General features: G+C 69.3%; 6 protein-coding genes. All 6 read left to right on the top strand.

Annotated elements, in window-relative coordinates; genetic code table 11:
- Positions 1 to 662: 662 nt before the first annotated feature.
- The 6 genes from NLI01S_RS22670 (at position 663) to NLI01S_RS22645 (ending at position 13,090) form a co-directional block, all read left to right on the top strand.
- Positions 663 to 1,970, top strand: coding sequence for a sensor histidine kinase (locus NLI01S_RS22670; protein WP_223809345.1), 1,308 nt, complete (start codon positions 663 to 665; stop codon positions 1,968 to 1,970).
- Positions 1,958 to 2,611 carry a response regulator transcription factor gene (locus NLI01S_RS22665; protein WP_067608180.1) on the top strand — a complete coding sequence of 218 codons (654 nt, stop codon included), beginning with the start codon at positions 1,958 to 1,960 and terminating at the stop codon, positions 2,609 to 2,611. Before NLI01S_RS22670 ends, NLI01S_RS22665 begins: the two co-directional genes overlap by 13 nt.
- 172 nt (positions 2,612 to 2,783) lie before the next feature.
- Positions 2,784 to 3,020, top strand: coding sequence for a hypothetical protein (locus NLI01S_RS22660; RefSeq protein WP_067608177.1), 237 nt, complete (start codon positions 2,784 to 2,786; stop codon positions 3,018 to 3,020).
- Between the two features lie 593 nt (positions 3,021 to 3,613).
- Positions 3,614 to 4,972 (top strand): serine hydrolase domain-containing protein, encoded by a 1,359-nt coding sequence (locus tag NLI01S_RS22655; protein ID WP_223809344.1) that lies wholly within the window; start codon positions 3,614 to 3,616, stop codon positions 4,970 to 4,972.
- A gap of 30 nt (positions 4,973 to 5,002) precedes the next feature.
- Complete coding sequence (locus tag NLI01S_RS22650; protein ID WP_067608171.1) at positions 5,003 to 12,808, top strand: non-ribosomal peptide synthetase; 7,806 nt, start codon at positions 5,003 to 5,005, stop codon at positions 12,806 to 12,808.
- 72 nt (positions 12,809 to 12,880) lie between these two features.
- Positions 12,881 to 13,090: an MbtH family protein gene (locus tag NLI01S_RS22645; protein ID WP_067608168.1), complete on the top strand. Its 210-nt coding sequence runs from the start codon at positions 12,881 to 12,883 to the stop codon at positions 13,088 to 13,090.
- Positions 13,091 to 13,122 lie beyond the last annotated feature (32 nt).

Raw genomic sequence — 13,122 nt, 5'->3', positions numbered from 1 at the left:
AGTCCGGTCGACGTACTCGGGGTGCCGGCTTTCCTGAGAGGGCATCACGTGACAACTCCTGGATTCAGGTTCGACTGTGCTGTGGAAAACATCGGAGCGACGGTTCGTCGTTCTCTTACGGAGTGGATCGCCCGGATCTGCGCACGACACAGGGCAGCCAGGTTCGACCAGAACCGATACTCACCTATACCTCTAGGTAGGGCAAGAGATACGGTCATTTCCTCATTTCGCAGGTCAGGCCCGACCCAGTCACGGACCCATCGCATACCGAGAAGAAATCGATCGAATCCGGATACAAATAAAATGAAAAATACCCTCGACTTCCTCGGAAACCCAGAAGTGTCGATGCGGGGCCGAGTCCGGCCACCGGACGGGCAACACAGAACAACACAGAATCGACCACACACACTCAAAGAAAAAGGGGCCCTTCGACCACTCTCAATGATGTTTCCGGCGAGTAGGGTCACCTAACGGAGTTCACTGACCAGGTCCGGCCAAAAGGGCCGCTGAAATGGATCAGGAAAGCAAGTATTCTCCACTCGGGCACCTCGGACGTACAGGCCGGAGCGGCCGCGCGGCCGAAAACGAGCGGAAGAGGTCACCACCATTCGCTCCGGCCACCACACCCGGAGCCCACCTCGACAGCAGCACCAGCCTGGGGAGTGACCGGTATCCGAGTGATCCCACCACCGGACCAACGACCGGCCGGCGGAACGACCTCGCCTCTGCGTCGCCAGGCGGCCCAGGGTTTCAACAACGTGTTCGTCAGCCTGGAATGGCTGGCGGGCGGGCTGATCACCGCACTGGCCGCTCTCGTCACACTGATCGTGGTCTGTGTGGTCGGTGCGCTCTCCTTCATCGGTGTCGGGATCCCCCTGATCCCGTCCGTTCTGCGCATGGTGCGATCGGTCGCCGACCGAGAACGCCAGCGACTCAACCGTTGGGGCGACCAGATGGTGCCACCCTACGACGGGCCGGTCCCGTCCCACCCCGTGGTCGCCCTCCGCCAAGCGCTGGACGGCGCCTCCACCCGACGCGATCTGGCCTGGCTGGTCTGCCACTCCACCCTGGGTCTGACCGTCGGCCTCCTGGGCGTCCTCCTACCTGTCATCGCCATACGCGACACCTTGTTCCCTCTGTGGTGGACGTTCCTCCCGGAGGGCATGGCCGGTGGATCCATCGGTGTCCCCGTGAACAACTGGAACTCGGCCCTGTCCGTCTCCCTCATGGGCCTGGGATGGACCGCGCTCCTCTTCGGCCTGGGCACCTCCCTGGCCTGGGTCCAGTCCTGGCCAGGGAGATCACTGCTCAACCCGAGCTGCCCCCACGAGCTCTCCGAACGCGTGGCCGGCCTGATCACCACCAGGGCCGCGATCCTGCGTGCCCACACCGCCGAGTTGCGCAGGATCGAACGCTCCCTGCACGACGGAGCCCAGAGCCGGCTGGTCGGGGTCAGCATCCTGGTCGGTACGGCCCTTCGTGCTTTGGACAACGATCCGGAGCGCGCCCGGACCCACCTCGAACAGGCTCAGTCCGCGGCCGAGGTCGCGCTCACCGAACTGCGCGCGACCGCCCGAGGCATCCTTCCCCCGACGCTGCAACAGCACGGGCTCGCGGGCACGCTCGCGACGATCGTGGCCGAGTGCGCCGTACCGTGCTCGCTGGACACGGAGGGGCTCGTTCCCTGCGCCTCGTCGGTCGAAGCCACCGCCTACTTCATCACCGCCGAACTATTGACCAACGTCACCCGGCACAGTCACGCGCACCGGGCGTCGGTCCGTGTCACCACGGAAGGAGGACTCGTGTTCATCGAGGTATGGGACGACGGCAGGGGAGGCGCCGACCCGGAGCGAGGGACCGGACTGACCGGCATCGGTCAGCGAACCGCCGCGCACAACGGCAACCTGTCCGTGCGCAGCCCGCGAGGTGGTCCCACGACGATTCGGGTGGAGTTGCCGTGCGGATCGTGATCGCCGAGGACGACGCCCTGCTCCGTGAGGGCATCGCCTCCCTGTTGAGGGCCGAAGGCATGGACGTGGTGGCTGCGGTGGAGGGTCCCGAGGAGTTCCTCGCCACGGTGACCGAGCACGATCCGGACGTGGCCATCATCGACGTTCGGATGCCACCCACCTACACCGACGAGGGGATCCAGGCCGCGCTGCGAGCCCGACGCGTCCGCAAGGGGTTTCCGATCCTGGTCCTGTCCGCCTACGTCGAGCAGTCCTTCGCCACGGACCTGATGCGGGACGGCTCCGAAGGCATCGGATACCTGCTCAAGGAACGGGTCGGCCGGGTGGACGGCTTCATCGAAGCGCTACGCCGGGTCTCGGCGGGACACACCGCCATCGACCCCGAGGTGGTGGAGCAACTGTTCTCCCGGCATCGTCAGGACGACGCCCTGCAACGGCTCAGCCCCCGGGAACGGGAGGTGCTGGCCCTGATGTCGGAAGGTCTGGGCAACGGAGCGATCGCCGAACGCCTGTTCGTCACCGAAGGCGCGGTGCACAAGCACATTCGGCGCATCTTCAGCAAGCTCGACCTGGCGCCCAGTGACGGGCTCGACCGCAGGGTGGAGGCCGTGCTCCGTTTCTTGAAGGCGGTGGGTCCCTGACCATCGACCGGTCGGCCCCGGACGGGGCCGGCGGTACAGCCTGCACCACCCCGATCAGGGCAGTCTGCGGGATCGCCCGACCATCGCCGCCCTCCTAGCCTGGACTCAGAAGGTGGGCAACGCGTATGGAGACTCCCTCCGCCACTGAGCAACCCGATCGAGGAGCACGATCATGACCGACCCCTATCGCATCGATGACGCCGCCTCGGCACGGGCCGTGCCGGGCACACGCCGTCCCCGCCCGGGTCGTCGCCTGCGCGCCACGCTGTGGGGGGTCATCGTCGTCGGCCTGGTGGGGAACGGTGTGACTTCGCTCGGCGGGTTCCATCCCGCGGTCAGCCTCTGCTTCGGTCTCGTGACCGTTTCGGGCATCATCGCCCTGATCGTGCACCACGTCCGGAGTCGCTGACACCGACGATTCGGAATGGCGGGGTCGTGACCGGCCCTGCCCGAGCCGGAAACGGCCTCTCTCCACTCCGCCATCCTCATGGCGGAGTTTTCGCATGCCCGGAAGCATTTTAATTTCGGCACTTCCATGCCTGGATTTAGCCGAATCGAGCCGCATGAATTTCACATGCGACCGGAATCGGCCAACACCGCACCGGACGGCAGCAATCAAGGTAAGCGACGAACAACAGACAGCCACCATGACCGCTTCAGCAATTGCGACCCATGTCACATTCACGAATCCACTCGTCGCCTTTGGATCTCCGCGCAGCCTGCGTTCCCCCTGATGAAGACCCCTCCAGTGCCCTACCGAGCACCCAGAGCGCGCGATGAACCGAACTCATACCGAGCATGAACATTAAGGTCTATATCCCCCTATAAGTTCTTGTTACCGGCGAGTTCAAGCCACATCCGAATCCCTTGCCAGAGCGAATGGTATATGTGAGTATTCCTGACTGGTGCAGCAAACTGCCGTGACACCGCCGAACGCACCTTATATCCACCTTCAAAAGTTGAAGGTTTCCCTTCATCTCTCATCCCCTAGAAGGAGAAGCCGTGCGGCACGAAACCCTCTCGGGAATCCTCGGAGAAGCCGTCCGTAGGAACCACGTCCCGGGCGCCCAGCTGGCCCTCTACCACCACGGTGAACTGCACCGGATCGCCGTAGGGGTGGAAAGGACCGGCACCGGGAAAGCGGTCACCGACCACTCCAGGTTCCCCTTGGGCTCGGTGTCCAAGGTCATCACGGCCGCCCTGGTCATGCAGCTGGTGGAGGACGGCGACGTCGACCTCGACTCACCCGTCTCCCACCATCTCGGAGCCGGCACGGCTTCGCCAGGCCACCCCCTGGCCGGCGTGACCACCCGCCAGCTGCTCAGCCACACCGCGGGGCTCGTGTCCGACCGACCGCTCGACGCTCCGACCCATTCCCTACGCCGTTACGTCGGCTCCCTCACCCGTGACGACCGCGTCAACCCGCCGTGCACCGCCTTCTCCTACTCCAACACCGGCTACGCCGTCGCGGGCCACCTCGTGGAGAACGTCACCGGCCAGGACTGGTGGGAGACCGTGGAATCACACCTGTGCGACCCCACCGGCCTGGACCTGGCCTTCGTCACCGACCCGCGGCCCCACGCCACCGGGCCCGGGCTGGTCGACGGCCACGCCGTCACACCGGACGGGACCGCCCATCCCGTGGACTTCCACATCGAGAACGCGCTCGCCCCCGCCGGCGGTGTCGCCGCGAGCGCGACCGCCCTGGTCGACTTCGCCCGCGCGTTCCTGGAGCCCGAGGATTCCGGACTCGACGGAGACATCGCCGCGCCGATCGTCCTGCACGAGATGGGGCGGCCCGTCCCCGCGGCGGACCCCTTCGGGCTCGCCGACGGTTGGGGCGCCGGCTGGTCCCTGCACCTGGCGGGGGACCGCCTCTGGTACGGACACGACGGCACGCTCGACGGCGCCACCTGCCACCTGAGGATCGACCCTCAGGGCGGTTCCGCCCTCGCCTTCACCACCAACGGGACCACCGGCATCCAGGCCTGGGAGGACCTCCTCGTGGGGCTGCGGAACGCGGGGCTCGACGTCGGCCACTACCGACAGACCCACGAGGCGGGTTCGACGGGGGAGCCGACCGAACGCGCGGAGATCGCGGGGGGCTACAGCAACGGAGGCCTGATGGTGGTGGTCTCACCCTCCGGCGACTCCTACCGGTTCACCGTCGAGAACGGGTTCGAGGGCGTCCTCAGCACCGGCCCCGGCTCCACCTTCTCCGTCACCGCGGATCGGTACGGCGGCGCCTCCTTCGGCGGCCGCTTCCTGACCGACCCCGCCTCCCCCACACGCGTGACGGCCCTTCAGTACAACGGGCGCACCCTCCGTCGCAGCGCCCAACCCGTCCAGCCGAACGCCTGACCATCCCGCACCGGACGACAGGACGAACCCATGAGCGAAGCGCCCGTCAACGACACCACCGGTACCGGCTCCGACGGTGACCGCGCACGCGCCCGCGAGGAGGTCCTGCGGCGCCTGCGCGCTCGCCGCGGACCGGACCAGGACCTCGCGCGGGTCTCTCGCGAGGAGCCCAACCCCCTCTCCTTCGCCCAGCGGCGGCTCTGGGTCCTGGACCAGATGATCCCGGGGCGGACCGACTACAACTCCGCCCTGGCCCTCGACCTGCGCGGGAACCTGGACGAGGACGCCCTGCGGCGTGCCCTCACCGCGTTGGTACACCGACACGAGTCCCTGCGAACGACCTTCGTCGAGGTCGACGGTGAGGGCCGGCAGGTCATCGGAGATCCCTTCGAGGTCGACTTCGACAAGGTCCGGGTGCCCGACGCCGACGACGAGCACTCGGCGCGGCTGATCGCGCGGGAGTACGCCCGCCCCTTCGACCTCACGACCGGCCCACTGCTGCGGGTGCTCCTACTGACCGCGAGCGCCGACCACAACGTCCTCGTGGTGTGTCTCCACCACGTCATCACCGACGGCTGGTCCCTCGGTATCCTCCAGGAAGAACTGGATCGTCTCTACCGGGCCGCCCGGGAGGACCCCCGTCGAGGCCCGGCACGACTGTCGTCCTCGCTCGGCGACCCGCCCGCGCAGTACGTCGACTACGCCGCCTGGCAGCGGGAACGGCTCGACGGCGCCGCTTTCGACCGCTCCGTCGCCTACTGGCGCGAACGGCTGGCGCAGGCACCGGTCCTGGACCTGCCCACCGACCGCCCTCGTCCCGCCACCCGCGGCACCCGTGGCGACAGCCTGCCGTTCACCCTGGAGCCCGCGCTGGTGCGTCCTCTGGAACACCTGGCGGGAAGGCACAACGCGAACCTCTTCATGGTGCTGATGACGGCGGTCCAGGTGACCCTGTCCCGCTGGAGCCGTTCCGAGGACATCGTCCTCGGTACCGTCACCGCCGGACGCGATGACCAGCGTCTCCACCGAATCATGGGCTTCTTCGTCAATACCCTCGCCATCCGGCAGACCGTGGACGAGAACCTCTCGTTCGGGGCCCTCCTGGAACGCACGCGCGCCGGCTTCCTCTCCGACCTCGACCACTCCGAGGTCCCCTTCGACACCGTCGTCGACGCCGTCCTCACCGAGCGCGACCCGGCGATCCCGCCCCTGGTACAGGCCGCCGTGGTCTACCAGAACGCGACCGGCGACGCCCGGGACCGAGGCCGGCTGGGCGACCTGACCGCGACCCCGTTGCCCATCCGCCGCGAACAGTCGATCTTCGACCTGACCCTGGAGTTCCACCCCGGGCCGGACGGCGTCGCCGCAACCGCGGAGTTCGACAGCGACCTGTTCGACCGTGACACCGTCGGCCGCGTCGTGGACGACCTGAAACGTGTCCTGGAAGCCGCCACCGACCACCGCCCGTTGCGGGCGCTGCCCTTGGTCGGCCCCGCCCCGGAGAAGCGGATCCAGGCCGCCGGCCGAGGCCCCTCCGGTCCCACGCCCGGCACCTTCCCGGAGATGCTCGCCGCGCAGGCCGACCTGCGCCCCCACGCCCCCGCCCTCGTGGACGCCGAACGCACGGTGACCTTTCACAGACTCCACGAGCGGGCCGCCCGCGTCGCCGGGCACCTGCGCTCGCGGGGCGTACGACGCGGCGACCGGGTCGGGGTGTGCATGGAACGCGACACCCGTCAGGGCGAGGTACTGCTCGGCATCATGTACGCGGGCGCCGTCTACCTGCCGTTGGACGCGGAGTATCCGGCCCAGAGGCTGGCCCACATGGTCCGGGACGCCGCACCGCGTGTGGTGGTGGTCGACCAGGAGACCCACGAGGCACCGCTGCCCGAGGGCACTCCCCTCCTCTCCCTCACCGATGACGTTCTCGACGTCGCGGAACCGTGGCTCGAACGAATCTGCCCCGCGGACCCCGCGTACATGATCTACACGTCCGGGTCGACCGGGCTCCCCAAGGGGGTGCTGGTCCCCCACCACGGACTGGCGGCGCTGGCCACGACCCAGGGCGAACGAATGGACGTCGGCCCGAACTCACGGATGCTCCAGTTCGCCTCGCCGAGCTTCGACGCCGCCATAGCCGAGTTGGCCGTCGCCCTCCTCAACGGTGGCTCGTCGATCCTGCTCCCCCGCGAGTCCTTGAGGGGCGAAGGCCTGACCGACGCCCTGCACCGGTACGGGATCAGCCACGTGACCCTGCCTCCGGCCCTCTTGCCCGGCCTGGAGCCGGACGATCTCGGCCCGGTCGAGCACCTGCTCGTGGCAGGCGAGGCCTGCCCCGGAGAACTGGTCGACCGGTTCGCCAGAGGACGCAGGATGTACAACGCCTACGGGCCGACCGAGTCCACGGTCTGCGCCACCATCAGCGATCCCCTGTCCGGGGCCGGTACGCCGCCTCTGGGCGGGACCGTCGCCGGTACCCGCCTGTACGTCCTCGACCGGTGGCTGCGCCCGGTTCCGGACGGTGTCCCCGGCGAACTCCACATCGCGGGCGACGGCCTGGCGCACGGCTACTGGAACCGTCCGGGACTGACGTCAGGGCGTTTCGTGGCCGACCCGTTCGCCGCCTCCGGTGGCCGGATGTACCGCTCCGGTGACGTGGTCCGGCGCCACCGGGGGAGACTGGAGTTCCTAGGACGCACGGACGACCAGGTCAAGATCCGCGGCCACCGGATCGAGCCCGGCGAGGTCGAAGGGGTCCTCAACGCGCTCCCGAGCGTGGAGCAGGCGGTCGTGGTGGTCGACGGCACCGGCGAGGGACGGAGGCTGGTCGCCTACGTGGTCTCCGCGGCCGGACACGCACCCACCGGCGACGACCTGGCGGACGGGGCCCGTGTCCTGCCCTCCTACATGGTCCCGGCGGCCTTCGTCGTCCTCGACCGGATCCCGCTCACCCCCAACGGCAAGACCGACCGGCGAGCGCTTCCGGCCGTCGACTGGGCAGGAGGCTCCGCCTCCGAACACGTCGCGCCACGGAACGAACGGGAACGGTCGCTCGCCGAAGCGTGGTGCGAGGTCTTGGGGCTGGACCGGATCGGAGTGCACGACGACTTCTTCCGAGTCGGCGGGGACTCCGTCAGCGGCGTGCGCGTGCTCGCCAGGGCCGCGGCCCTGAGCGGCACACGCCTGCCGCTCAGAGCCCTGTTCGATCGACCCACGGTGGCCGGACTCGCCGAACTCCTGGAGGAGGGGAGCGGCGTGTCCGCCACCCCGTTGACCCGGGCCGCGCACGAGGGTCCGATCCCGTTGTCCGCCGCCCAGCGACGCATGTGGTTCCTCGACCAGTACTCACCCGACGGGGCCGCCTACAACTCCGGCGGTGCGTTGCGCCTGTCCGGCCGGCTGGACGTCTCCTCGCTGCGCACGGCGCTGGACGCACTGGTCCTTCGGCACGAGTCACTGCGCACGGTCTTCCCCAGCGAAGACGGTCTACCCCGACAGGTCGTCCTGGAACAGGCGACCGCACACGTCACGGAGACCGCGTTGGACGACGTCGCGGTCCCCGAGCGCGAGGACCGCCTCGCCGAGCTCGTCACGGAGTTCGACTCCCGACCCTTCGACCTGGCCGCGGGTCCCCTGCTCAGGGTCCTGCTGGTCCGGGTCGGCGAGGACGACCACGTGCTGGCCATCGGCATGCACCACATCATCACGGACGCGTGGTCGATGTCCGTCATGATCCGTGAACTCGGTGCCCTCTACGAGACCGCCCGGAGCCACCCGCACACGCGGGCGGCGGAGCTGATCTCGCTCTCCGGTCTCCCCGAGGTCGAGTTGACGTACACCGATTACGCGCTCTGGCAGGACCGCTTCCACCGCAGCGAAGGGTTCGAGGAACAGCTGGACTTTTGGCGCAGGACACTCGTCGGAGCGGAACCGCTGTCCCTGCCCACCGACCGGCCCCGGCCGGCGCAGCGGCGCGGCCGGGGCGCCACACGGACGTTCGATGTCTCCGAGGACGTCCTCGCCCGCGTCCGCGTCCTCGAAGCGGAACACGGTCTCACCCTGTTCATGGTGCTCGCCGCGGCCACGGCCGTGACCCTCTCCCGGTTCACCGGGCAGCGGGACATCACCCTGGGAACGGTGACCTCCGGTCGGGGCCGTACCGAGCTGGAGGACATCGTCGGGTTCTTCGTCAACACGATCGTCCTGCGTACCCGGGTCCGCCCCGAGGACACCGGTGTGCGTCTCCTCACGGACGTGCGTGACACGGTCCTGTCCGCATTCGAGCACGGTGACGTCCCCTTCGACACCGTCGTGGAGGCCACCGGGCAGGAACGTGACCCGTCCCGCCCCACGTTGGTCCAGGCCCTGATGGTCCTACAGAACGTGCCCGGCGCCCCTTGGCGGGCCGATGGCCTGTCCGCGTCGGACTACACCCTCGCTCGGGGGCACACCCAGTTCGACCTCACGGTGGAGTTCGTCGAGGACGGCGCGCGACTGCTCGGCGCGGTGGAGTACGACACCGACCTCTTCGACCCGGCCACCGCGGACCGGATAGCCCACCTGTTGGGCACGGTTCTGGGCGCGCTGGCCGAACACGGCCGAAGCCCGCTCCACGCCCTGGAAGCGGCCCCGGCCCCGACCGAGGTCGAGGCACTGGCCGACTGGAGCACCGGGGAGCCCGGTGAGGCGCTCACCTCGGTGCCGGAGCTGTTCGCCCGGCGGGTCGCCCGGTCACCACAAGCGAACGCCCTGGTGTGGGGCGATACCGAGATGACCTATGCCCGTCTGGACGAGTCGTCCTCGGCGTTGGCCGATCGGTTGCGCGAGCTGGGTGTCCGCGCGGAGACCCCCGTTCCGCTGCTGTTGGAACGCGGCCCCCATGTGGTGACCGCGATGCTCGCGGTCCTGCGGGCCGGCGGTGCCTACGTACCGATCCATCCCGACAACCCGCCCGAACGGATCCGTCACCTCCTGGAGGAGACCTCCGCGCCATGCGTGCTCACCGACTCGGTGATGGCCGCACGGGTACCGCGGACACGGGGCGTGACCGTTCTCGACCTGGACGTGGAGCCGACGGACGCCCCCGTCCGACGCCCCGCCCGGGCCCCCGAGCCGAGCACCGTCCACCCCGATCGGCTCGCCTACATCATGTACACGTCGGGGTCCACGGGAACTCCCAAGGGTGTGGCGGTCACCCACGGCGACGTGGTGCGCCTGGCCACCGACCGGCGCTGGTCCGGGCGCCACGGACAGCGGGTCCTGTTCCACTCCTCGCACGCCTTCGACGCGGCCACCTACGAGATCTGGGCCCCACTGCTGACCGGTGGGACCGTGGTGGTCGCCCCACCCGAAAGGCTCGACGCCGACGAGTTCGCCGACGTGGTCACCCGGTACGGGGTGACCGCCACGTTCGTCACCACCGCCCTGTTCAACCTGTACGCCACACAGGCCCCGGCCTGCTTCAGTGGCATGGTCCAGGTCATCACCGGCGGGGAGGCGGCCGCCCCGCACGCGGTGGAACTCGTGCGCGCCGCGTGCCCCGACACCACGGTCGCCAACGCCTACGGTCCGACCGAGACGACCACCTTCGCCACCCACCATCCCCTCCCGGAGGAGGGCCGCACGCCGGACCCCGTCCCCATCGGGCGGCCTCTGGACGGCACCAGGCTCCACGTCCTGGACGAGTGCCTGCGTCCGGTTCCGGTCGGTGTCGTCGGTGAGCTCTACATCGCCGGCGTCGCCCGTGGTTACCATGGCCGGCCCGGTCCGACCGCCGAGCGGTTCGTCGCCGATCCCTGGTCCCGGGGAGAGCGGCTCTACCGCTCCGGCGACCTCGTCCGCTGGAACAACGAGGGAAGGATGGAGTACGTGGGTCGGGCGGACGCGCAGGTCAAACTGCGTGGGTTCCGGATCGAGCCCGGGGAGATCGAGGCCACGCTCTCGCGCCTGCCCGAGATCGCCCAGGCCACCGTCCAGGTCCACCTCGGTGATTCGGGAGCTCGATCCCTGGTGGCCTACGCCGTCCCCACGCCGGGGGCCCGGATCCACCCCGAGAGTGTCACCGACCGGCTCCGGGCCGACCTGCCCGACTACATGGTTCCGGCGGTGGTGATCCCGTTGGAGAGCATCCCGATCAACGCCAACGGCAAGGTCGACCGCCGGGCCCTGCCCGAACCGACCACACCGGAGTCGGACGCCGCGGTCCACACACCGCCTCGTGGCGCCACCGAGGTCCGCCTGGCCCGGATCTGGGCCGAGTTGTTGGGCACCGACCGGGTCGGGCGCGACGACAACTTCTTCGCCCTCGGCGGGGATTCGATCCTCAGCATCCAGATGGTCTCCCGCGTCCGACAGGCCGGATGGGAGATCACCACCAAGGACACCTTCCTGCACCAGACCGTGTCGGACCTGGCCGCGACCCTGGATCTGCGTGCGGGGTCACGGGAGCGGGCCGTGGCCGAGGCACCGGTCACCGGTCGGGTACCGCTGACCCCGGTCCAGCGTTGGTTCTTCGAGACCCACCCGCGCCGGCCCGAGCACTTCGACATGTCACTGCTGTTCGAAGCCGCGCCGAACACCGACCCGAAGCTGTGGGCCCACGCCGCCGAAGCGGTCCTCGCCCACCACGACATGCTTCGGCTCCGGGTCCGTACCGACGGGCCCGGGCCGCGCCAGTACCTGGACGGCGCTCGAATCCCGGAACGGTCCGTTCGCGTGGTCGATGTCTCCCCCGCCGATCCCGCCGCCCTGGAGCGCGCGGTGGCGAGGGAGGCCGGCCGGGAACGACCCCGCTCCAGACTGACGGACGGCCCCCTGTTCGAGACCGTGGTGTTCGACGCCGGATCCGGCCTCGCCCCGCGGGTACTCCTTTCCGCTCACCACCTGGTGGTGGACGGGGTCTCCTGGCGGATCATCCTGGAGGACCTGGTCACCGCCTACGGCAGGCTCAGTGCGGGGCTTCCGGTCGACCTGGGCGCCAAGACCACCCCGTTCCCGGTATGGGCCGACAGACTCACCGAGTTCACCACCGAAGGAGGCTTCGAAACCGAGGCCGCGCACTGGACCGCCCTCGCCGAGCGCGGCGACGACGCCACGATCCCGGTGGACCTGGACACGGGACCCAACGACGTCGCTTCCCAGCGCGTGATCGTCTCGGAGCTGGAGCCGCAGGAGACCGGCCTGCTCCTACGTCGAGTCCCCGGAGCGTTGCGCGGTCGCATCGACGACGTGCTCCTGACCGTTCTGGGCCGAACCCTCACCGCGTGGAGCGGAGTGCCGCGTCTGCTCGTCGCCAAGGAGGGCCACGGGCGCGAGGAGCTGTTCGACGACGTCGACCTGTCCCGCACGGTCGGCTGGTTCACCACCATCTACCCCGTGTTGTTGGAACTGCCCGAGGGGCAGGATCCGGCACGCGCCGTGACCTCCGTCAAGAAGGCACTGCGCGCTGCTCCCGACGGGATCGGTTTCGGTGCTCTGCGCCATCTCGGGCCGGAACGGACGGCCGCGCCGTTGGCGGCCCTGACCCGTGTCCCCGTCACCTTCAACTACCTGGGCCGATTCGGGGACCACGGCGGTGGCGACCTCATCGACCGGTTCATGGAGGTCCCCGCCGGTGACCACGCCCCGGAGGAGGAGCGCACCGGCCTGCTCGACGTGACCGGAAGCGTCACCGACGACCGCCTGGAGTTCTCCTGGACCTACTCCGTGCACCGTCACCGGCCCGAGACCGTTCGCGCGCTGGCCGAGGCCTTCACCTCCGGGCTGCGCGAACTGGTCGACACGGTCGGCCGACGGCCGCGCGGACGCGCCCGTGAAGAGCGATCCGGCCGGGGCTGAGCCGGCCGGACACGAGTCCATCCTCCCCTGCACCGGAGTCACACGCACGAACGAACGGAAGGACACACCACCATGAGCAACCCCTTCGACGACGACGAAGCCCGTTTCCTCGTCCTGGTCAACGACGAGAACCAGCACTCCCTGTGGCCCGTCTTCGCCGAGGTCCCCGACGGCTGGGACATCGCCCTGGACGCCTCGTCCCGGGCCGAGGCCTTGGAGTACGTGGAGAGGAACTGGACGGACATGCGGCCCGCCGGTCTGGTGGCCACACTGGCCGACTGATCCGGTCCCTGCCCGGACGACGGACACGCGAG

This window comes from Nocardiopsis listeri NBRC 13360 (assembly GCF_001570765.1).
In the GTDB taxonomy this organism is placed as follows: domain Bacteria; phylum Actinomycetota; class Actinomycetes; order Streptosporangiales; family Streptosporangiaceae; genus Nocardiopsis; species Nocardiopsis listeri.
This window is presented reverse-complemented; position numbering and strand designations above follow the sequence as displayed.

Excerpts from the sequence above, each read along its gene's own strand:
- NLI01S_RS22660 (WP_067608177.1), top strand. The coding sequence starts at position 2,784 with ATGACCGACCCCTATCGCATCGATGACGCCGCCTCGGCACGGGCCGTG.
- NLI01S_RS22650 (WP_067608171.1), top strand. The coding sequence starts at position 5,003 with ATGAGCGAAGCGCCCGTCAACGACACCACCGGTACCGGCTCCGACGGT.
- NLI01S_RS22645 (WP_067608168.1), top strand. The coding sequence starts at position 12,881 with ATGAGCAACCCCTTCGACGACGACGAAGCCCGTTTCCTCGTCCTGGTC.